Source organism: Psychrobacter namhaensis (assembly GCF_016107545.1).
Lineage (GTDB): Bacteria > Pseudomonadota > Gammaproteobacteria > Pseudomonadales > Moraxellaceae > Psychrobacter > Psychrobacter namhaensis.
In genome coordinates, this window is record NZ_JABASS010000013.1 from 38126 (window position 1) to 58895 (window position 20770).

Below are 20770 nucleotides of genomic sequence, written 5' to 3' on the forward strand. Positions count from 1 at the left end.
GACCTTATATACATAAGCTCGTATAGTCAAAAAGACGTTGTCTTCACTCACTTGTACTTGTATAGGATAAGCACTTGTCCCACTCTAATAGACAGTCGATGCTTGATAGGGCGACCATGAAGCAGTTGAATACAGGCAAGACAGCCAAGCGTACGCTGGAGGTGATATCGCCCTTCTATTCGCAAAAAAGAATGGGCGGCGCTATCTCAGTAGTACGCGCTCTTAAACTGGTGGTTTCAGCTACGCTGCTGGCGGTGACCACCGCTGCTAACAGTAATGACAGTAGCAATAGTAATAGCCAAGCGGCGCCATTCGCCTACAGCTCGTGGCAATCCCAAAACCCAGAAGAGTTGAGTTTACCCAATTTGCGCGGGCAGGGGTTAAGCTTTGCTGAGCAGTATCAAAACAAACTGCTTGGCGAGTGGTCGCTCCGAAACGTCAATGGGCGCATCAAGATGGAGCATGACCCATGGATTCATGAAACCGTGAAAGACATGACGTGGCGGCTAAATGCACAAGCACGGCAACAAGCACCAATAGGTTTGGTTATTATTGACAGTCCGAGTATCAATGCCTTTGCAGCCCCAGGCGGCGTCATTGGTCTCAATACAGGGACGATCTTGGCCGCCAGTAGCATGGATGAGCTTGCCAGTGTCGTGGCGCATGAGGTCGCTCACATCAGCCAACATCACTATGAGAATGGGGCAGATGAACGTAAAAAAGCATTACTGATGCAGATAGGCGGTATGCTGGCCGCGATTGCAGCGTCAGCTGTCGATAGTGATGCGGCGGCGGCGGTAATGATGGGAAGCCAAACCGCAACGATGAACAGTAGTATGGCTTTTAGTCGTAGCAATGAGCGTGAGGCGGATCGAGTAGGGATGCAAATCATGACCCAAGCGGGTTATGACCCAAGAGCCATGCCACGGTTTTTTGCCACGATGAATCAACAAAGCCAGCTCAATCAAGTGGAGAAACGGTTTTTACCAAGCTTTGTACGGTCGCATCCACTCAGTAATGAGCGACTGAGTGAGTCACAAAGTCGCGCGCAGCACTACCCCTCATTATCACTAAACCAGCAGCAACGTTATCAGACGTTATTTGATCTGCTTTATTGGCGCGTACAAAGTACGGGTCAGCACGCCTCTGAGACAGTATTAACGACCGCTGCGAAAAATAGCGTTGGTGCCAAACTGGCCTTGATGCACTGGTATGGTGAGCAGCAACGCTTTGAAGACGCCGAGGAGATATTGGCTGAGATTAAAGCGTGGCCAGCGGCGCGGCGTCAGGGATTAGAGCCCTTGCTATCGATTACTCACAGTCAGATTTTAAGTGAACAAGGCAAGTGGTCACAGGCCGCTGATATTTTAGAGAGCCAGCAGCGCCTGTATCCTGAGCGTCGTGACCTGCGCCTTTATTTGGCGGAAGCACTCACCAATAGTAACCAACCTGTGAAAGCGCAAGCGTTGCTCAAACCGTTGACTGAGCAGCAATCAAGCGATCGTTACGCGTGGCAGAGTCTACAACTGGCCAATGAAAAGCTTGCCAAAACCACGACATCACCGCAATTGGCCAAGATTGCGACCATCAACGCATTACGCTATCGCAGTCATGATCAGCTATGGAGTGGTCGTTTTGATCGTGCGCTTACCTCACTCACCCAAGCCAAACAACTGACGGAAAAAATGCAAAATACCGCACAAGCCAGCAGCGCCCGTCCGCTATTAGCCAATATTAATGCAGAAATAAAAGCGGTAAAAACCGCCAAAGACTTTGAGCCTTAGGCGGTTGTTTTTTACGATAGGTGATGGTTTTTATGACAGACGGTTGCTTTTTTTGATAGGCGATTGGTTGTAAAGCATTGTCTTAAGTGGTGGCGATCGATGCAGCATTTATGATGCCACAAACAACGATTAGCCCTGTAGCGCCTCTTTAACCAGTTTAGAGATTAACGCAGGATCCGCACGGCCAGCGGTTTTGGTCTTTAGCACACCCATCACGCTACCCATGTCACGCATTGAGGTCGCACCCTGCTCAGCGATCTCAGCGTTGACTAACGCACTAATTTCATCATCACTCATTTGTTTTGGCATAAATTCATTAATGATATCAATCTCAAACTGCTCTTTGGTCGCTAAGTCATCACGGCCATTTTCTGTAAAAATAGTGAGCGACTCTTGACGCTGTTTTAGCTGCTTTTGTAATACTTCTAGTACTTGGGCATCATCAAGTTCTGTTTGACGGTCAATCTCAATTTGTTTGACGACCGATTGCACATTGCGCAAGACTTTAACCCGCTCAAGCTCACGAGCTTTCATAGAAGTTTTAATATTGTCTGATAAAGTCTGTTTGAGTTGGCTCACGGTTATTATCCTTGTACGTTAAGTTTTATGGGTGAAACGCTATTCGTTCAATGTTAAGGTGAAAGCCTGCTGATGCGGACTCTCATAAAAGCATGTGTCAGCAATAATAAAAATTGTAGCATAAAAAACGCCACTGATATCGATGGATAACAGTGGCGTTAATGTAGCGCTTGTACTTAACTAATCGTATTATCGATTAGTACATACGAGTGGTACGAATAGTTTCGCGTTGTAACTTTTTCTTATAACGCTTTACAGCAGCTGCTTTTTTACGCTTACGTACTTGCGTTGGTTTTTCATAAAACTCACGCTTACGTACGTCTGATAATACACCAGCTTTTTCACAAGCGCGCTTGAAACGACGGATAGCGATATCAACTGGTTCGTTTTCTTTAACCTTAACTGCAGGCATGAAGACTCCTCGATTAGGATGAGATACAAAGGCATTAGTTTGGCTGTGTATTAGTATTTAGCCGTAATATCTCAAGATTACTGGCATCAGCTCAAACTAGGATAATATTGCGCAGGAGCACAAGGGCAGGTATTTTAATAAAAAATATCAACAAAGTCAATGCTTTTAGCGCATTAATCCCTATTTATCATTAAGTTGCAGAGTGCCACAGAAACTCATCACATCATGAAATAGACGTGTTGACAGGCAGGCGCTACTGATAAGCGTGTTTCAAATTTATGGGGCAGCAATGTAATAAAAGCGGTAGCACAATGACCCAAAAAGCGCTGTATGGTGTGAATAAAAAATCCCTACTGTCTATAACGGTTTGGGCGGAGATTATGCTATGATAATTTGTATGGAATACTAAGCATATTACCCGTTTTATAGGCATTTTATTGAGGATGTTGGAATGAGAAAAACAGTACTAAACACGGCGTTAAGCACAGCATTTATCGTCGCTTTGGGTGTGAGCGTTAGCGCTTGTGGTGGCGAAAACGAGCACGACTCACACGAAGTATTGGCAAAAGATCGCGTTGATGAAGCTGCGGCACTGGCTATCAAAAATGCGCCGCCAGCTGAAGACATAGATTTTCCAGAAACAGCTCCGATGCCAGCTGCTGAAGCAGATGCCGCAGCAACGGCCGAAACAGCGACGACTGATGCAACAACTGAAGCGGAAACGACTGGCGCTGATATGACAGAAACGGCTGCTACTGACGATGCGGGTGCGGCGGGTGCAGGTTCTGACAGTGCCGAGACGGCAGCTACTAGTAGTGCGGCGCCTCAATAAGCGCTTGCTGGCTGAATAAGTCGTAGTTAACGGTGGTTAGCGCTGGCAAGTGGTAGGTAAGAGTGATGAGGTTCTATACTGTCATGAGCCGCCATCCCCATGAAATATCGAGTAGAGGTGTGATCATGAAGTATAAACAACAGCGTGTGAATAAACTTACTTTATCTGCTATTGGTGTCAGCGCCCTGTTGGTGCTAAGTGCTTGCAGTAGTGACAACGAAGCGGTGGAGGAAACTGCTGTGGTCAATGAGCCTGCCGAAACCACCGCTGTGGTAGAAGAGGTGCCCGTAGCTGAGGTTGAAGTGGTTACGCCTGAGCCTATCGCTGAGGCCGAATCTACTGAGATAACAGATACTGAGGTAACGGCTACTGACGCAAAGGCTGCGCAAGAAGTGACTGCTGAGCCTGAAGTCTTGGCCGCTGATGCAGGCGCTAAACTGTATGAGTCAAACTGCAAGGTCTGCCACGAAGCCGGTTTGCTTAATGCGCCAAAATATGGAGACGCAGCGGCGTGGAGTGCTCGTTTAACCAAAGACAAAGAGACACTGTACATGCACTCGGCTAAAGGCTTTAATAAAATGCCAGCACAAGCCGTAAATGGTGTCAGCGAAGCGCAAGTAAAAGCCGCTGTTGACTACATGCTAGCGTCAGTAAGCTGATACGGTATATATAGAATATATCAGCCATTGAAATTTGCTAAAATGACCGTCATTGTGACTGACAATGACGGTTTTTTTATGCCCGTTTTTTATTGATACCAATCTCAAAAATGTGATGAGCTGAGTCAAACGCATTTAGCCCACTAAGTGTCGAACTGACATTTTTGCTCCTGCTGCTGACATTTCTTGAAACGTATAAAACAAAAAAACGCGGCAAAAAACGATATAAAGGCAACAGTATGAAGGTATTAGGTTTAGAGACATCTTGTGATGAGACAGGGTTAGCGATTTTTGATAGTGAGCAAATAGACAGCGACAATCAAGGGCTGCTCGGGCAAGTGCTGTACTCACAAATAGAGCTGCATGCGCTTTATGGTGGCGTGGTGCCTGAGCTTGCCAGTCGCGACCACATTCGTAAGCTTGTGCCTTTATTTAATGAGCTTTTGGCACAATGCGATATCAGTAAGGACGAGATTGATGCCGTCGCTTATACCAAAGGCCCTGGCCTTATTGGTGCCTTGATGACAGGGGCATTGTTTGGGCGCAGCTTGGCCTATGGCTTAGGTATCCCAGCGATTGGTGTCCATCATATGGAAGGGCATCTGCTTGCACCGCTGATGGGCGCCAATCCACCAGCGTTCCCTTTTGTCTCGTTATTGGTGTCAGGTGGCCATACATTGCTCATCGCCGCTCGCGGGGTTGGGCAATATGAAATACTGGGGGAATCGATAGATGACGCTGCAGGTGAGTGCTTTGACAAAGCCGCCAAAATGCTGAACTTGCCCTATCCTGGTGGCCCTAATATTGCCAAATTGGCCGAAAATGGTGATCCCAGCGCTTATGATTTACCGCGTCCGATGCTACATCGCGGCTTGGATTTTTCCTTTAGTGGTATGAAAACGGCCGTGCATAACCTGATCAAAGACACTGAAGGTTCAGGGAGTGGCTCCGACAGTAATCCACAAGTCCGCGCCGATATCGCCGCCAGTTTTCAGCATGCTGTGGTCGACACGCTAGTAAAAAAATGCGTCAAAGCGTTAAAGCAAGCAGAGATGAGCCGACTGGTGATTGCAGGTGGCGTTAGTGCCAACATCCATTTGCGCGAAACATTAGAAGCCGAGCTTGCCAAGATCAATGCCACGGTTCATTATGCGCCGCCTGCTTTATGTACCGACAATGGCGCGATGATTGCCTATGCCGGTTATGAGCGCCTGCAAGCGGGACAGGCTGATGATTTGGCGGTCAGCTGCGTGCCGCGTTGGCCCATGACTGAGCTGCCAGCGGTTTAATGGCTTGTTGCTTGAACATGTATCCATTAACATCTCGCTAACGTAAGGATCGTTTATGCAGTGGTTCGCCATTGGTTTAGGAGCAGCGTTTGGTGCCTGCCTGCGCGCGTGGCTATCACGTTTTAATCCTGTGCACAGTTGGATACCACTTGGCACCTTGGGAGCCAATATCTTGGGTGGACTACTGATCGGACTGGCATTGGTGTGGTTTGAGCGTATGGGAAGTGGTCTGTCTGACAATGTACGCGTGTTTGTGATTACCGGTTTTTTGGGCGGACTGACCACCTTTAGCACGTTCAGCGCAGAGGTATTTGGTTTTATTCATGATGGACGACTGCTGGCAGGGTTAGCGCTGATAGGGCTGCATGTTGGACTGACATTACTGGCGACGGCGCTTGGTTTTTACTTTTTTAAGCTGGTTTTGTAGCCTTTGATAGAATTATTTACTTAGTAGTCTGATTTAAGTAGTTCCTTTATAGCAGTCTATTTTAAGTGGTCTATTTTTTTCTTATTAGGTCTGTTTGAGTGGTTCCCTTGAGGTATACATTTCTAGACTATTGCATTGATAAGAAAGATAGGTAAGACTACATGTAATTTACTTTATTTGCCCTGTTCAAGATCTTCTAATATGGCACAATCTGCATTTTTATCACCTGAGCAATGATCAGCAGATATCTGTAACACGCTTACTATATCTTGCAATTGAGCTATTTTTTGGTTTAAGACTTCTATATGGGTCAGTGTCAATTGTTTGACATCAGCACTCTGCCGATCTGTGTTTTTCCGCAAATCAAGCAACTCTTTCATCTGTTTAGAGGAAAAACCTAAATCACGAGCCTGTCTCAAAAAGCATAAGTCTTTTATATCTTGTTTAGAATAGATTCGATATCCTGAATTTGAGCGTTTTGCGGCATCAAGCAACCCGATCTGTTCATAATAGCGGATCATTTTGGGAGAGATTCCTGATTGCTCTGACGCTTGACCGATATTCATAACTTTCCTCCTGATATAAAAAGGGTTGAAGCCAAACTACCACTTTAACCCTATCTTAATACAATCTATGCTTTAATCGTTGGCACCTGAAAATACTTTAAGCGTAAGGCATTACCTAGCACAAAAACAGAGGATAGCGCCATTGCTCCTGCTGCAAAAATGGGTGACAACAAAATTCCAAACGCTGGATACAGAACGCCTGCGGCAATTGGAATTAGAGCAATGTTATAGAAAAATGCCCAAAATAGATTTTGTCGAATATTTTTGATGGTGGCCTTACTTAAAGCAATCGCATTAGGAACCCCTTGTAGACTACCTGACATCAACACCACATCTGCTGCCTCAATCGCCACATCTGTCCCTGTCCCAATTGCGAGTCCGACATCAGCTTGAGCAAGAGCGGGTGCATCATTAATACCATCACCAACAAAAGCCACTCGTCCATATTGTTGTTGCAGTTGACGTATCGCATCTACTTTTCCATCAGGCAACACTTCTGCGACCACTTGATCAATATTTAGTTTTGCTGCAATCGCTTGCGCAGTATGGCGATTGTCGCCTGTAATCATGGCTACTTTTAAGCCCAATTGATGTAAACCTGCAATAGCGGTATAAGTGGTGTCTTTAATAGGGTCTGCAACGGCAATAATGGCTGCTAGCTTCTGGTCAATCGCAACATAGAGTGGGGTTTTAGCTTCTTGTCCTAAGTGTGCCGCTTTGTCTTTAAAGGGAGTAACATCAAGTCCTAATTGCTGCATATAACGATCAGCACCAATATGAACGGCTTGACCTGCCACTTCCGCTTTGATTCCAAATCCCGTCACAGAGTCAAAAGTAGTAATCGGTAATAAGCTAATATTTTGTTGCTCAGCTGCCTGAACGATGGCTAAGGCAATGGGGTGTTCAGATTTTGCTTCAACCGATGCCACAATACGCAAGACTTGTTCGTGTTCAAACCCTTGTTGGACATAAAAATCCGTTAAGGTTGGTTTGCCTTCAGTCAATGTGCCGGTCTTATCGACCGCAATGACTTTAACTTCCTGTAAAGCTTGTAACGCTTCGCCTTTACGGAATAAGACGCCCATTTCTGCACCGCGACCTGTACCAACCATAATGGAGGTAGGTGTTGCCAATCCCATTGCACAGGGACAAGCAATGATTAGGACGGCAACGGCGTTGACGAGAGCAAACGTCAAAGCAGGGTCAGGACCAAAAATAAACCACACAGCAAAAGTCAGAGCCGCTAAGAGCATGACCATGGGTACAAACCACATAGTGACTTTATCAACCAATGCCTGGATCGGTAATTTAGACCCTTGAGCCTGTTCAACCATGCGAATGATTTGCGCCAATACCGACGAGTCGCCAATGGCAGTTGCCCGAAAATTCAATGTTCCATTCTGATTGACCGTTCCTCCTACCACTTGATCACCGACTTGTTTTTTGACAGGAACGGGTTCACCTGTAATCATGGATTCATCAATATAACTTTGACCTTCAATTACTTCACCATCGACTGGAACACGCTCACCGGGACGAATCTCAACAATCGTTTCTGTGGTCACCTCTGCAATCGGTACTTCAGTCACTTGCCCATTGTGGTGAACGCGTGCTGTTTTTGCTTGCATACCCACTAGATGTTGAATGGCTTGAGAGGTACGCCCTTTGGCTTTTGCTTCAAAATAACGCCCTAATAAAATTAAGCTTACAATCACAGCCGCCGCTTCGTAGTAAACATTAACAGTGCCTTCAGGTAGAACTTCTGGAATAAATGTTGCGACTAGTGAAAAACTATAAGCCGCCAGTGTTCCAACCGCGACCAATGAATTCATATCTGGGGCAAAGCGCCATAATGCTGGAATACCTTTTTGGTAAAAACGTCGGCCTGGAAAAATGAGTACCAACGTAGTCAAAACACATTGAATCAGCCAGCTTTGTTGCGTGCCGATATTGTCCATGACCCACATATGAAAAGCTGGAATCATATGTGATCCCATTTCTAGAATAAAAACAGGCACGGCTAAAATTAAAGAGATCATTAAATCTCGTTTCAGCTGTTGCTGTTCTGTGGCTTTTTTATCCTGTTGAACACTCACACTTTGCTCAATCTGCTTAGCTGTGTATCCCGCTTTTTTAACGGCTTGAATCAAATCACTACTCTGTACTTGAGCGTTGCCTTGTACCCATGCGCGTTCAGTAGCAAGATTGACGTTTGCTTGTTGTACGCCCTCGATTTTTTTTAAGGCTTTTTCTACCCGTCCAACGCAGGAAGCACAGGTCATACCTTCTATCGACAGCTCGATCGGCTGAGATGCCAAAACCTTATAACCGGCTCGTTCTACTGCTTTGGTTACTGCGATAAGGTCTAAAGGTTGAGACGAGGAAATCATGGCTTTTTCAGTCGCAAGATTCACCTCAGCATTTTCAACACCTTCAACTTTTTTTAATGCTTTTTCCACCCGTCCCACACATGAAGCACAGGTCATACCTTCAATGGGCAATGTTTCATTGTAAAGATAAGACTTACTATTTTCTGAGTTCATAACATCCTCTATCATGTTCAATCTGTTATCAACAGCATATAGGTTGACATAATGGTAAGGTCAAGCTTGTTTTTTAAAAATGTGTTTGACCTTACCATCATGACAAAGCGTAAGCTTAGTGATGAAATAAAACTTATTTGGAGAAAGATTATGAAACTATTAATTGTAAATATGACTTGTGGTGGTTGCGCCCGTGGTGTGACAGCAACTCTTAACGATGTCGATCCAAATGCCAAAGTCGATATTGATTTGACAACAAAAGTGGTCAGTATCGACACCATCGCAAGTGTTGATCAGATGATGGCTGCTTTAGCAAGAGATGGTTTCCCTGCACAAATGCAATGAATCAGCCTGATAGTCGTGCATCTTAGACGATTAACAGAAAGGAGGGATGGGCTTAATAATTTCGAGATTATTAACTGCTTGGAAAAAGCTGGGGTGGGCAACTGCATCTTAGTGATGTGTTTGCCCCTTGAGATGGGTTAGATATCAAATTTTAAGTATGAAAAGTGGTGATATTACCTTCATTCACCTAGATCAGGTAAGTATTCATCACTTAACTAAATTACTTGCTAATAAAGCCAGAAAAAACCTTTATCTATGACACGAATTATCGGCAAGCGCATGCAATATTCCGCAGGATTCAGCTAGCGCTTCACTTGCGCATTTTTGCCGCAACTCTAGTAGATGTCGCTTTAATTGTATCAGCTCTTCCATACGTGTCTCTACCGCATTGATATGCTCATCCAATAGTATATTGACCTCACCGCAGTTTTCATCAGGTTTGTCTCTATATTGAAGCAGGGTTCGTACTTCATCCAAAGTCATATCGAGCGTACGGCAGTGCAGGATAAATTGTAGACGCTCAAAATGCGCCTCATTGTACAAACGATAGTTGCTTTGGCTGCGAGTAGGCTCTGTTAATAACTTTTCTTTCTCATAATAGCGAATGGTTTCGACCGTCGCTCCTGTGCGCGTAGCAAGCTCACCAATTTTGATTAGCATGTGTATCTCCTTAAATAGTATTTTCTATTATCTAAAACAATAAAGTAACTATAAGGTTTGCTGATAAAAAATCAAACCTCTTTGTCATTAAAAGCCTTGACCCTGAAGTTACTATAGGATCCATAATATCTTTAATAAGAGGGGAAATAACTATGCAATATCATATTGAAGGTATGGACTGTGCAAGCTGTGTTGGCAAAATTGAGCGGGCGCTAACACGTATGCCTGGTGTCTCTGGGGTTCAGCTAAACTTTTCGACTCAGAAGCTAGAGTTAACCCTAGAACCTGATACGAGTACTGACGTTAAAGATATCGAAAAGACTATTAAGCGCTTAGGGTTTGGTGTATCAGCGTTAACGAGTCAACAAAATGAGATGGGAATTGATGGTGGTCAAGCAGCGGTAAACGATCAGCGCTGGTGGCAAACCATAAAAGGCAAACAGGTTATTGGTACTGGGCTTTTGATGAGTGCCGCATACGTGTTGTCTTTGATTTTCCCTGAATATGGCGCATGGGTTTTTATTGCCGCTGTGGCTATCGGTGTCCTACCATTTGCCCGTAAAGCTTTTGCACTGGCGTTAGTAGGTTCGCCTTTTTCAATTGAAATGCTCATGTCTGTTGCGGCTATCGGCGCCCTTATCATTGGAGAGGCAGAAGAAGCTGCTGCCGTGGTGTTCCTATTTTCGGTTGGTGAGCTATTAGAAAGCGTCGCAGCTGATCGTGCGCGCGCAGGTATTCGAGCGTTATCCTCGTTAGTGCCAAAGACTGCTATTCTATTGGACGCGAAAGGACAACAACGTCAGGTGGCAGCGACTGCATTACAGATTAACGATAAGGTGCTTGTGCGTCCTGGTGATAGAGTTTCTGCCGATGGAGTAATTATTCAAGGGATATCTAGCCTTGATGAGTCGCCTGTGACAGGAGAATCTGTTCCTGTTGCCAAAACCATAGGCGATGAGGTCTTTGCTGGATCTATCAACGTTGATGGGGTACTACAAATACGCGTAGAAAAAACAGCGGCAGATAATACAATTGCGCGTATTATTGATCTTGTAGAGCAAGCGCAAGCGTCCAAAGCACCGACCGCACGCTTTATTGAGACCTTTAGCCGCTACTATACGCCTATCGTTATGGCGATTGCCGTACTGATCATTATTGTTCCACCTCTACTGATGGGGGCAGAGTGGGGGACATGGCTATATCGTGGTTTGGCGCTATTACTGATAGCTTGTCCTTGTGCTCTTGTGCTATCAACACCTGCCGCTATTGCCTCAGGTTTGGCTGTCGGCACGCGCCATGGACTGCTTATCAAAGGCGGCAATGTCATGGAGTTGGTGGGTCAGGTCAGTACTGTCGCTTTTGATAAAACGGGTACTTTGACTGAAGGAAAACCACGGGTAACCGATGTTATTGGTTTTAAAACAGTACATTGCGATGTTGATGGTCACGATAAACTACTGTCACTGTTTGCAAGTGTCGATGCTACATCCAGTCATCCGCTTGCTATCGCTATTGTGGATCATGCCAAAGCCGCTAAGGTAGTGATACCTGATGCCTCTAATGCTTTTGCTACGGCAGGCAAAGCCGTTCATGCCACTGTCGCTGGACGCTCTTTGGCCATCGGCTCACCAGTCTACGTCGCTGAGAAAGTGATGTTGCCAGCTGAGCAGCAGATTCAAATTGAGATGCTACAAAATGATGGTAAAACGGTTTCTATTTTATTTGATGAGCAAACGAGGGAGGCGCTCGGATTGGTTGCTCTACGTGATGAGTTACGAGAAGATGCACAGCAAGCTATTGCCCAGCTTAATAAGATGAACGTGCGCTCTGTCATGCTCACAGGTGATAATAGCCGTACGGCAAAAGCACTTGCTAGTCAGTTAGATATAGAGTGGAAAGCGGAGTTATTACCTGAAGACAAGCTACGTCTACTCAGTGAGATGCAAAGCAATAGTAAAATAGCGATGATTGGTGATGGTATCAATGATGCACCCGCTTTGGCAGCGGCAGATATTGGCATTGCGATGGGCAGTGGCACGGATGTGGCTATCGAAACGGCTGATATTGCCCTATTAAAAAGCCGCGTGATGGACGTTGCTAACCTTATTGCCTTATCCCGCGCCACCATGAGAAATATCCATCAAAATGTCATATTTGCACTTGGGTTAAAAGGCATATTTCTGATAACCACTGTACTCGGCGTGACAGGACTTTGGATTGCTGTGCTAGCGGATACTGGTGCTACAGTATTGGTGACGCTGAATGCATTGCGTTTACTGCGTTTTAAAGGAATGTCTTCCCGTTAATGACAGTTAAAGAATAAAACGGTTATGGCTACATCAGTAGCCGTTTTATTAAATCTTTCTCTTACCTAGAAGCAGTCAATGTGCCTACCTTTAACTCAGCCACCGCCTAAACATCTTATCCTTTATTCGAATTAAATCTGCGCCGATACTCACTTGGTGTCAACCCAACAATGCGCTTAAATATCTTACGAAATGCACTGACATCACCATAACCCACCTTCCAAGCAATTTTCTCAACAGGAGACGACGAGAACTGTAGAAAGTCTTTTGCCTCTCCTATCCGTAATCGTTGACAGTATTCTGTTGATGTTATGCCCGTTGCCTTATGAAAACGCCGCAGAAAAGTACGCTCTTCTAACTGCGCGCAATTGGCTAAGGTAGATAAATCAATATCTTGTGCATTGGTTCTTTGCAGCCAATGCTGTACTTTTAATATGGCTGCGTCACCATGGGTGAGGTTGGGTGAGAAGGTACTGTAATAGCATTGTTCACGCCTTGAGGGATCGATTAACAACGCACGAGCGGTCTCATTCATTACCTGTGAGCAAAGAAAGCGATCCACCATCCTAAGCCCCAGATCGGTCCAAGCCATAGCGCCCCCAGCGGTCACAATATCACCGTCTTCGATAATAATGCGATCAACATCAAGCTCCACATCGGGGAAGCGCTGTTCAAACTCTTCTACATGACCCCAATGTGTGGTTGCCTTTCGCTTGGAAAGTAGTCCTGTTTCGCCCAATAAAAAAGCACCTGCGCAGACGGACGACACTATCACACCTGTCGAGTGCAACTCTTTCAGCCATTCTAGCCAAGGTGCTGCTGCTTGCTTTGCAATAGGCGCCTCTAACGTTGGCGGAATGATAACAGCCGCTAATTTTCCTGCGCTATTTGGATTACTCGAAAAAGTGCAGGTAGGACGCAGATCAGAACCTTTAATCTCCCAGTGACTGACCTGTAAAGGCAGATCGGTTATATCTTCACGTTTGGCAGCGAGTTTACTGGCAATCATAAGTAAATCAGTCAGTCCAAGGACAGCGGCCATTTGTGCTTTCTCATAGACAATCAAGCCGATTTCAATCGCATTGTTTTGATTCATTTGTCGTTATTAGCCTGTTATATGTCGATGTAGCCACTCGTTAGTGTAGCATAGTACTTGTAGAATATATGTCTATACAGTCACTTTCATAAACAAAAAGGAATTATCATGAACACACAAGCACTGATCGTTGTCGACATTCAAAATGAGTACTTCCCACAAGGTAACTTATCACTCGTAGGTATTAACGAAGCCGCTGATAATGCTGCTTTGGTGATTGCGTCTGCTAGAGAAAAAGGTCATACCGTCATTCATATCCGTCATGAAATGCCCTCTGCTGACGCCCCAATCTTTGCGCCTGGTACTGATGGTGTAGAGATCAATGAGAAAGTAAAACCGATAGAGGGTGAGGCTGTCATTACTAAGCACTATCCCAATTCGTTCCGTGAGACCGATCTGAAAGAGCTATTGGATAAAGAAGGCTTCAAAGAGGTGACCGTGATTGGCGCCATGAGCCACATGTGTGTGGATGCCACAGTTCGCGCGGCAGTAGACTTTGGTTATACCACAACTACGGTTCATGATGCCTGTGCCACGCTTGATCTTGAATTTAATGGCACAAAAGTACCTGCTGCTCAGGCTCATGCCACCATCATGGCAGCGATTGAGTTTCTATATGGCGAAGTGATTGATACCCAAACCTGGATTGCCCGTTAAGCCAAAGTTTTCAAACAGATTCATTGATAAGGTAATCATTATGAATATCGTAAAATCGCTGACCGGCACCACACTATTAAGTGGCGTCATGTTGTTAACGGCATGCACCACCTTTGCCAGTCCAACAGCAAATTCTAACGCGGTAAAACAGACAGCGACCAATACCGTTGAATTTCAGCAAATCCGTAATGCCACAATTAAGCTTGATTATGACGGGACCACGTTTTTAGTGGATCCGATGCTAGCGGCTAAAAACGCTTATCCAGGGTTTGATGGCACAGTAAATAGCCAAATACGTTATCCAATGGTGGATTTGCCGATGACTGCTGCCGAAGTGCTTAAGGTGGATGCCATTATTTTGACCCACTTACATGACGATCATTGGGATGAAGCTGCACGTAACCTCGTGCCTCGTGACATGCCAATTTTTACCCAAGATGCAGCCGATGCGGCAATCGTACGTAAAGATGGTTTTACTGATGTTAGAGTATTGACCGAGCAAGGCGCTGTGTTTAAAGGCACTAAGATTAATAAAACCATCGGACAGCATGGTACTGATGAGATGTACAAAGTGGCGCCATTAGCTGAACTGCTGGGCAAAACGATGGGGATTGTATTCCAGAAACCAAACTATAAGACGGTCTATGTAGTAGGGGATACCATTTGGAATAAAGACGTAGAGAGTGCACTCACTCGCTACAAGCCTGATGCCGTCATCCTGAATACAGGGTATGCGAAGCTGACTACCTTTGTGGATGGTTCTATCATCATGGGTAAAGACGATGTATATCGTGCGTATCAATACTCTCCTAATGCGCAGATTGTTAGCGTACATATGGATACGGTCAATCATGCCACACTCACAAAAGCAGAGCTGCGCCGCTTTATCGAAGAAAAGCACTTAGACAAGCAGCGTGCGCTTGTTCCTAATGATGGTCAAACCTATAAATTCTAGTGCTTGATGGCTGAGTCTTTAAATCTTTCTTGTATGGCAATACCCAAGGGGTGTTGCTATACCTCATCAATACGCTATAACTGAGATCGTTTATGAATATTCCAAATTATTCAGGTAATGCCCCTTTCGTTCTATCGGTGCTCGACAATGCCTTTACCGGTGTTGGTCATACGTCAGAGAACACCATTCAAGAGATGATTGCGCTTGCAAAACTGGCGGATAAAAGGGGTTTTGAGCGGTTTTGGATGTCTGAACATCATGCCATGCCGGGCGCCGCAGTTCCTTCGCCGCAGATGATGGTGGCTCGGCTGACTGGAGAAACTGAGAGCATTAGACTTGGTGCAGGCGGTATCATGCTACCCAATCATGTGCCTTTGGTCGTCGCTGAACAATTTGGTATGCTCGATGCGATGGCGCCAGGACGAATTGATCTTGGTTTGGGACGGGCGCCGGGTACGGATTGTGCAACGGCTTCCGCTTTGCGTCGGCATAAGGCAGCAAGCGATGAATTTCCTCAGCAAGTCGCAGAATTATTGGGCTTTTTACAAAACAGCTTCCCAAAAGATCATCCTTATAATGCGGTTCATGCGGTGCCAGGCCCATGGCAAGCCGAGCAAAACCGAGTACCCCCATCAAAGACCCCTGCGGATGTCTGGATCTTGGGGTCATCGACTTATTCCGCACATTTGGCAGCCTAGCTTGGCAGACCCTATGCCTTCGCTTTACAGTTTGGCAGTGCTGATGTCTTAAGTGCCATGCGCATTTACCGAGAGAATTTCCGTCCTTCAAAAATTCTAGCCAAGCCATATAGTTTGGTCATTATTGGCGCGATTGCGGATGAAGATCCTGTAGAGGCACGTCGCCAGTCAACATCATCTGCTATGGCAATGTTAAGAATGTTCCAACGTAAGCCTTTTGCCCTACTGCCACCTGATGAAGTGGCGGCTTTTCAAGGCAACGTACAAGAGCGCCAGATTATTGAGCAGTATACCAATCAAACCCTGCATGGCACTGCTGCCGAGGTCGCAAAAATTTTAGAGAGTATTCAGGAGCAGACAGGAGTCGACGAGGTCATGTTAGTTGTTCAAGGTTATTCGCGCCAGGCTCAATCGCGCACTGTTGAGCTAATCGCAGATCACTATGGTATGCCAAGTCACTAGCTTCTGTTGAGAATAATGATATTAAAAGGTGAGCAAAGAGCTTAATGCCTAACCATTAGTCTTGTTGTTAGGTATGCCAGTAGTACTCCTTATTCCTATAACAGCGCTAATGGTAAATAAAAATAATGATCCAAAAGCTCACTGCATGTACACCACGAAGTACATTGTGACTATTTCAGGGAGTAAAGCCTCTATATCATTAGCACACAGCCGAATATTCAAGTCCTCACTAGGGAACCATGGTATAAGAAAGTATTTAGCGTTACTTAGCTAAAAAATGTTGTCTTACAACGGCTTTACAATCCCTTCTAACAAACTTGCAAATCCTTGCATATAAGCCGTCTCTTGACTAGACGTGCGCGTCGCTGCATACAGCTGACAATACACGCCACTACCTAATGGACGTGAGACCACCCAGCCTTTTTTCTCATATTCAGCCACCACCCAATCAGGTAGTGCTGCCACGCCGCGCTCACTAGCGACGAGCTGAATCAGCATCGCTGTCAACTCAGTCGTACGCACACGCTCAAAGCTTACCTGCGCTGGTGTCATAAAGTTGGCAATAATATCAAGGCGCTTGGCTTCTACTGGATAAGCAATCAAGGTCTCATCACACAAGTCCTTCGGTGCAATAAAGTCCTGCGCCGCTAAATCATGGGTTGGTGACAGCACTAAGCGGCTTTCATATTCAAACAATGGCTGATAACTGATTCCCTCTATCGGTAAGTCACTGGTGGTAATCAGTAAATCAATATCACCTTCCATCAATAAATGATGCGGTTCGGGTTCAAAACCGGTGGCAAAGTCTAGCTCCACATCCGACCATTCACGGCGATACTGGTTTAGTATCGGCATCAGCCAATCAAAACAACTGTGACACTCAGAAGCTAGGCGTAATCTGCCTGCTTGACCATGCGCTAAGCGTTTAAGATTAGACTTAGTACGGGTAACTTGCGGCATGATGCTGTCTGCCAAGGCCAGTACCGTTTTGCCCGCTGGCGTAAAGGTGAGCGGGCGGGTGCGGCGATTCACCAAGCTGATATCGTAATAGTTCTCCAGCTCTTTTAGCTGGTGCGAGACGGCAGAGGCCGTGACGTGTAGCTCATCAGCCGCTGCCGCTAATGAACCATGCGCCCGTAGCGCGGTTAAAGTATTGAGGTGGCGAAGCTCGAGCATAGTATTACCTGACCGCTAAAGTGAGAAAAATTCATTATAATAAATATAGCGCTGACTTTCACTCAAAGCTTATGATTAAGAAACAAAAGACAGCTAGCGCCGACGTAACAGGAGCTGTGAGATGATGACCAATACCAAGGAAGCCACTAGCAGCAGCGTACCGATGGCGTTGACCTCGGGTTTGAGTCCGACCCTGACCATAGAATAAATACGCAGGGGTAAAATCTCATAACTGGGACCAGTAACAAAGGTTGAAACCACCACATCATCCAGCGACAAGGTAAAGGCGAGCAACCAACCTGCCACCACCGCAGGCAAAATAACGGGAATAAGTACCGTACGTACCATCGTTGATTCATTGGCGCCCAAGTCACGTGCGGCCTCCAAAAGACGCTCATCTAGGCTACTCAAGCGTGCAAAGACCGTGATAACCACAAAAGGTAGGCAAAAGGTGATATGGGCCAATAGCAGCGAAACAAAGCCTAGTTGCAGACCAATCAATAAAAATAACGCCAATAATGAGATAGCAAGGACGATCTCAGGCGACATCATCAACACAAAGAGCAATCCGTTCAATAGTCCTTTGCCGCGAAACTTATAGCGATGTAGGGCAAGCGCAGTAAGCGTCCCTATTAAGGTTGAGACGGTCGCAGCGACCAGTCCCAATACAATCGAATGCCAAAACGCATCGAGCATGGCTTGGTTGTTAAACAGCGACTCATACCACTTTAAGCTAAAACCGCCCCAGTTGTAGCCGATTCTTGACTGATTAAATGACATGACCACCAAGACAAGGATGGGCAGGTAGAGCAAGGCGTAAATCAGGCCAAGATAGCCTTTAGCCGCGATACTGCCAATCTTGATAGTGCGTTTAGGTTTGGTCGGGGCGCTATTTAAGGAGTGGTTCAGTGGATTATTGGACATTAGGCCACCTCGTTAAAATCAGTTTTGCCAATACGGCGACTACTGGCACGGTAGGCGAGTAACAATATGGCCATCGCCAATGTCAGTAACACGCTGGCGGCTGCCCCAAACGGCCAATCGCGCGCATCCAAAAATTGGTTTTTGATAATATTACCCACCAACAGATTGCGTGAACCGCCTAAAATATCGGCCACATAGAACATGCCCATCGCAGGCAATAACACTAAAAGTACCCCTGAAATGATACCAGGCGTCGTTAATGGTAGTACCACATGCCAAAAGGTCTGCGTCTTTGAAGCGCCCAAATCTTGTGAGGCCAGCAGCATGTCGTTACGCAAGTCCGTAAACACCGCGTACAACGGTAATACCATAAAAGGGAATAGTAAATAGGTGAGTCCGGCAATCACTGCCCCTTGCGTGTATAAAATATCTATAGGCGCATCGATTACCCCGATCGCTAACAAAGATTTATTGATCAAACCGTTATTGGCAAACAGCAATTTGAGCGCATAAGTCCGTACCAAAGAATTGGTCCAAAATGGTAGGATCAAGAGCATCATGAGTAGCGGTTGCCAGCGCACTTTTGCCTTGGAAACTAGCCAGGCAAAAGGGTAACCAAGCAACAAGCAAATAACCGTCGTGATACTTGCCATCCATAACGAATGGACAAACACCTCAAAATACAGCGGGTCAAGCATGCGCACGTAGCTATCGATGCTGATAGGCAAGCTAATAAAAACACTGCTATCACGGGTCAAAAAACTGACAGCGATCACCAAAATATTGGGCAACAGCGCAAATATCAGCAACCAGCCCCAAATCAGCCAAAGAGTGGCAGTACGAAAAGGGCTTTTACTGCCTAAGCTATTACGTGCCATCAGCTGCCATCCTTTTGCGCCGTTTTACTTTTTATCGCCCCGTCTTCTTCGGGCAATACCCACTCCCAGCCATCAACCCAAGCGACTTTAACCGCCTCATACAATTTATAATCAAAGCTTGGGTCATCCTCATCAAAGAACTCAGAGGCTTTGATCACATGACCGTTGGCCAGCTCAATGATCGAATCTAAGGTGCTGCCTTTATAGTTACTTTCGATGACACGACCTAGTAGGCCACTATGAGCCGTGTCTTTGGGGTCATAAATCCGCAAATCTTCAGGGCGGAGGAGTAAATTGACGATATCGCCAACTTGCACATCGTTCGCAAAATTAGGGCGACGCAAATTACGTAAGGTCGTTGGGCCATCTTGTGCTTGCGCTTCACAGACTTCAACCTCGATACGACCATTGGTTACATTGCCATCACGGTCTGGCTGCTCAGGGTAGACGCCTTGAACCTCTGCTTTAAAGAGGTTGGTCTCACCGATGAATTTAGCGGTAAACAAATTGGCAGGGGTTTCATAGATTTCAATCGGCGTACCGATTTGTTGAAACGTGCCGTCTTTCATCACGGCAATGCGATCTGACATGGACAGCGCTTCTTCTTGGTCATGAGTGACAAAGACAAAAGTAATGCCCAGCTCACGTTGCAGACGCTTAAGCTCTGATTGCATTTGCAAACGCAGTTTGTGATCGAGTGCCGATAGCGGCTCATCAAGCAATAATAATTTAGGACGATTAATCACCGCGCGTGCAATCGCCACGCGCTGCTGCTGCCCACCCGATAAATCTTGCGGCTTACGATTGGCCAAATGCTCTAATTGCACCATGGCGAGCATCTCGCGCACGCGAGTGTTAATCTCGTCTTTAGGTACTTTTTTGAGTTTCAATCCGTAAGCGACGTTTTGCGCGACAGTCATGTGGGGAAACAGGGCATACTGCTGAAACACCGTATTGACCGGACGCTTATCGGCTGGCAAGCCTGCCATCTGCACACCATCTAAATAGATGGCGCCCGCGTTTGGTTGCTCAAAGCCAGCGATTAAGCGTAGTAAGGTGGTTTTACCGCAGCCTGATGGGCCAAGCAGGGTCAAAAACTCACCATGCTTAATATCAAGGTTGATGTCTTTTAGTACTTCAGTTTGATCATAGGTTTTTTTTAGACCAGTCAGTTGCAGTAGCACCTTGTCATCGTCAGGCGACACAGAGTTTCTATGCGCAGTTGGAGGTGAATTGGTCATAATATGTGTTCCTCAGCATCCAACATCTCAGTACAGTTATTTATCTGGGGCACTGTCATCAAGGTGGCTTGGTATGGGTATAAGCTCTGAATATAAACCTAGTCTGGTCGCCGCGTATTATAACAAACCCTTGCTACAAATCAGTGCAACTTCGTTAATGTTATGCGTCCAGCTCCATTAAGTTGCTAATGTTTTTTTATCTATGAGTCTTAGCTTGTGATTTTTGGTGGCCTATGTATGTTTTGGGCGCACATACCTATTTTTAATGATGGCTTACCGTT

The 20770-nt window shown here is 45.8% G+C and carries 21 protein-coding genes; 11 read left to right on the forward strand and 10 right to left on the reverse strand.

Annotated elements, in window-relative coordinates:
- The first annotated feature begins 74 nt into the window (after positions 1-74).
- Positions 75-1784 carry a M48 family metalloprotease gene (locus JFC06_RS09815; RefSeq protein WP_227670208.1) on the forward strand — a complete coding sequence of 570 codons (1710 nt, stop codon included), beginning with the start codon at positions 75-77 and terminating at the stop codon, positions 1782-1784.
- Between the two features lie 129 nt (positions 1785-1913).
- Here the strand turns inward: JFC06_RS09815 and JFC06_RS09820 are convergent, their stop codons facing one another.
- On the reverse strand, positions 1914-2363 hold the full coding sequence (locus tag JFC06_RS09820; RefSeq protein ID WP_193006317.1) for a GatB/YqeY domain-containing protein: 450 nt from the start codon (positions 2361-2363) through the stop codon (positions 1914-1916).
- Positions 2364-2559: 196 nt separating this feature from the next.
- Positions 2560-2775 (reverse strand): 30S ribosomal protein S21, encoded by a 216-nt coding sequence (rpsU, locus tag JFC06_RS09825; RefSeq protein WP_010195908.1) that lies wholly within the window; start codon positions 2773-2775, stop codon positions 2560-2562.
- A gap of 451 nt (positions 2776-3226) precedes the next feature.
- Here rpsU and JFC06_RS09830 point away from each other — a divergent pair, with 451 nt between their 5' ends.
- The 4 genes from JFC06_RS09830 to crcB all read left to right on the forward strand — a co-directional run bounded on the left by JFC06_RS09830 (position 3227) and on the right by crcB (position 5982).
- Entirely contained in the window at positions 3227-3607 is a 381-nt protein-coding gene (locus JFC06_RS09830; protein ID WP_198334910.1) for a hypothetical protein, read from the forward strand.
- 125 nt (positions 3608-3732) lie between these two features.
- Positions 3733-4266 (forward strand): c-type cytochrome, encoded by a 534-nt coding sequence (locus JFC06_RS09835; RefSeq protein WP_198334911.1) that lies wholly within the window; start codon positions 3733-3735, stop codon positions 4264-4266.
- A 239-nt stretch (positions 4267-4505) separates the two neighbouring features.
- A complete protein-coding gene (tsaD, locus tag JFC06_RS09840; RefSeq protein ID WP_193006320.1) occupies positions 4506-5555 on the forward strand; it encodes a tRNA (adenosine(37)-N6)-threonylcarbamoyltransferase complex transferase subunit TsaD in 1050 nt (349 codons plus the stop codon).
- A gap of 55 nt (positions 5556-5610) precedes the next feature.
- Entirely contained in the window at positions 5611-5982 is a 372-nt protein-coding gene (gene crcB, locus JFC06_RS09845; protein ID WP_198334912.1) for a fluoride efflux transporter CrcB, read from the forward strand.
- A gap of 173 nt (positions 5983-6155) precedes the next feature.
- Here the strand turns inward: crcB and cueR are convergent, their stop codons facing one another.
- Both cueR and JFC06_RS09855 read right to left on the reverse strand, forming a co-directional pair.
- The gene (gene cueR / locus JFC06_RS09850; RefSeq protein ID WP_198334913.1) at positions 6156-6548 is read right to left on the reverse strand and encodes a Cu(I)-responsive transcriptional regulator; all 393 of its coding nucleotides are present in this window, start codon (positions 6546-6548) and stop codon (positions 6156-6158) included.
- A gap of 65 nt (positions 6549-6613) precedes the next feature.
- Positions 6614-9091 carry a heavy metal translocating P-type ATPase gene (locus JFC06_RS09855; protein ID WP_198334914.1) on the reverse strand — a complete coding sequence of 826 codons (2478 nt, stop codon included), beginning with the start codon at positions 9089-9091 and terminating at the stop codon, positions 6614-6616.
- 150 nt (positions 9092-9241) lie between these two features.
- On the opposite strand from JFC06_RS09855, the gene JFC06_RS09860 reads away from it, so the two are divergent.
- Positions 9242-9436, forward strand: coding sequence for a heavy-metal-associated domain-containing protein (locus JFC06_RS09860; protein ID WP_198334915.1), 195 nt, complete (start codon positions 9242-9244; stop codon positions 9434-9436).
- 249 nt (positions 9437-9685) lie between these two features.
- On the opposite strand, the gene cadR is transcribed toward JFC06_RS09860, so the two are convergent.
- A complete protein-coding gene (gene cadR, locus JFC06_RS09865) occupies positions 9686-10096 on the reverse strand; it encodes a Cd(II)/Pb(II)-responsive transcriptional regulator (RefSeq protein ID WP_227685592.1) in 411 nt (136 codons plus the stop codon).
- A gap of 152 nt (positions 10097-10248) precedes the next feature.
- Between cadR and JFC06_RS09870 the strand changes: the two genes are divergently transcribed.
- The gene (locus JFC06_RS09870) at positions 10249-12402 is read left to right on the forward strand and encodes a heavy metal translocating P-type ATPase (protein ID WP_198334916.1); all 2154 of its coding nucleotides are present in this window, start codon (positions 10249-10251) and stop codon (positions 12400-12402) included.
- 115 nt (positions 12403-12517) lie between these two features.
- On the opposite strand, the gene JFC06_RS09875 is transcribed toward JFC06_RS09870, so the two are convergent.
- Positions 12518-13498 (reverse strand): GlxA family transcriptional regulator, encoded by a 981-nt coding sequence (locus tag JFC06_RS09875; RefSeq protein WP_198334917.1) that lies wholly within the window; start codon positions 13496-13498, stop codon positions 12518-12520.
- Positions 13499-13606: 108 nt separating this feature from the next.
- Here JFC06_RS09875 and JFC06_RS09880 point away from each other — a divergent pair, with 108 nt between their 5' ends.
- The 4 genes from JFC06_RS09880 (at position 13607) to JFC06_RS12350 (ending at position 16270) form a co-directional block, all read left to right on the forward strand.
- Positions 13607-14155: a cysteine hydrolase family protein gene (locus JFC06_RS09880; RefSeq protein ID WP_198334918.1), complete on the forward strand. Its 549-nt coding sequence runs from the start codon at positions 13607-13609 to the stop codon at positions 14153-14155.
- Between the two features lie 40 nt (positions 14156-14195).
- Entirely contained in the window at positions 14196-15110 is a 915-nt protein-coding gene (locus tag JFC06_RS09885; protein ID WP_198334919.1) for an MBL fold metallo-hydrolase, read from the forward strand.
- Between the two features lie 92 nt (positions 15111-15202).
- A complete protein-coding gene (locus JFC06_RS12345) occupies positions 15203-15808 on the forward strand; it encodes an MsnO8 family LLM class oxidoreductase (protein ID WP_265088195.1) in 606 nt (201 codons plus the stop codon).
- Between the two features lie 57 nt (positions 15809-15865).
- The gene (locus JFC06_RS12350; RefSeq protein ID WP_265088196.1) at positions 15866-16270 is read left to right on the forward strand and encodes an LLM class oxidoreductase; all 405 of its coding nucleotides are present in this window, start codon (positions 15866-15868) and stop codon (positions 16268-16270) included.
- Positions 16271-16555: 285 nt separating this feature from the next.
- Here JFC06_RS12350 and JFC06_RS09895 read toward each other — a convergent pair whose 3' ends face one another.
- The 4 genes from JFC06_RS09895 to potA form a co-directional block, all read right to left on the reverse strand.
- The gene (locus JFC06_RS09895; protein WP_193006326.1) at positions 16556-17446 is read right to left on the reverse strand and encodes a LysR family transcriptional regulator; all 891 of its coding nucleotides are present in this window, start codon (positions 17444-17446) and stop codon (positions 16556-16558) included.
- Positions 17447-17539: 93 nt separating this feature from the next.
- The gene (potC, locus tag JFC06_RS09900; protein WP_198334920.1) at positions 17540-18370 is read right to left on the reverse strand and encodes a spermidine/putrescine ABC transporter permease PotC; all 831 of its coding nucleotides are present in this window, start codon (positions 18368-18370) and stop codon (positions 17540-17542) included.
- Entirely contained in the window at positions 18370-19248 is an 879-nt protein-coding gene (potB, locus tag JFC06_RS09905) for a spermidine/putrescine ABC transporter permease PotB (protein WP_198334921.1), read from the reverse strand. The genes potC and potB overlap by 1 nt, the downstream gene beginning before the upstream one ends.
- Entirely contained in the window at positions 19248-20489 is a 1242-nt protein-coding gene (potA, locus tag JFC06_RS09910; RefSeq protein WP_198334922.1) for a spermidine/putrescine ABC transporter ATP-binding protein PotA, read from the reverse strand. The genes potB and potA overlap by 1 nt, the downstream gene beginning before the upstream one ends.
- Positions 20490-20770 lie beyond the last annotated feature (281 nt).

Bases quoted from the DNA above. Each gene is read 5' to 3' on its own strand.
- rpsU (WP_010195908.1), bottom strand. From the start codon at position 2,775: ATGCCTGCAGTTAAGGTTAAAGAAAACGAACCAGTTGATATCGCTATC.
- JFC06_RS09830 (WP_198334910.1), top strand. From the start codon at position 3,227: ATGAGAAAAACAGTACTAAACACGGCGTTAAGCACAGCATTTATCGTC.
- JFC06_RS09835 (WP_198334911.1), top strand. From the start codon at position 3,733: ATGAAGTATAAACAACAGCGTGTGAATAAACTTACTTTATCTGCTATT.
- tsaD (WP_193006320.1), top strand. From the start codon at position 4,506: ATGAAGGTATTAGGTTTAGAGACATCTTGTGATGAGACAGGGTTAGCG.
- crcB (WP_198334912.1), top strand. From the start codon at position 5,611: ATGCAGTGGTTCGCCATTGGTTTAGGAGCAGCGTTTGGTGCCTGCCTG.
- cueR (WP_198334913.1), bottom strand. From the start codon at position 6,548: ATGAATATCGGTCAAGCGTCAGAGCAATCAGGAATCTCTCCCAAAATG.
- JFC06_RS09855 (WP_198334914.1), bottom strand. From the start codon at position 9,091: ATGAACTCAGAAAATAGTAAGTCTTATCTTTACAATGAAACATTGCCC.
- JFC06_RS09860 (WP_198334915.1), top strand. From the start codon at position 9,242: ATGAAACTATTAATTGTAAATATGACTTGTGGTGGTTGCGCCCGTGGT.
- cadR (WP_227685592.1), bottom strand. From the start codon at position 10,096: ATGCTAATCAAAATTGGTGAGCTTGCTACGCGCACAGGAGCGACGGTC.
- JFC06_RS09870 (WP_198334916.1), top strand. From the start codon at position 10,249: ATGCAATATCATATTGAAGGTATGGACTGTGCAAGCTGTGTTGGCAAA.
- JFC06_RS09875 (WP_198334917.1), bottom strand. From the start codon at position 13,498: ATGAATCAAAACAATGCGATTGAAATCGGCTTGATTGTCTATGAGAAA.
- JFC06_RS09880 (WP_198334918.1), top strand. From the start codon at position 13,607: ATGAACACACAAGCACTGATCGTTGTCGACATTCAAAATGAGTACTTC.
- JFC06_RS09885 (WP_198334919.1), top strand. From the start codon at position 14,196: ATGAATATCGTAAAATCGCTGACCGGCACCACACTATTAAGTGGCGTC.
- JFC06_RS12345 (WP_265088195.1), top strand. From the start codon at position 15,203: ATGAATATTCCAAATTATTCAGGTAATGCCCCTTTCGTTCTATCGGTG.
- JFC06_RS12350 (WP_265088196.1), top strand. From the start codon at position 15,866: ATGCGCATTTACCGAGAGAATTTCCGTCCTTCAAAAATTCTAGCCAAG.
- JFC06_RS09895 (WP_193006326.1), bottom strand. From the start codon at position 17,446: ATGCTCGAGCTTCGCCACCTCAATACTTTAACCGCGCTACGGGCGCAT.
- potC (WP_198334920.1), bottom strand. From the start codon at position 18,370: ATGTCCAATAATCCACTGAACCACTCCTTAAATAGCGCCCCGACCAAA.
- potB (WP_198334921.1), bottom strand. From the start codon at position 19,248: ATGGCACGTAATAGCTTAGGCAGTAAAAGCCCTTTTCGTACTGCCACT.
- potA (WP_198334922.1), bottom strand. From the start codon at position 20,489: ATGACCAATTCACCTCCAACTGCGCATAGAAACTCTGTGTCGCCTGAC.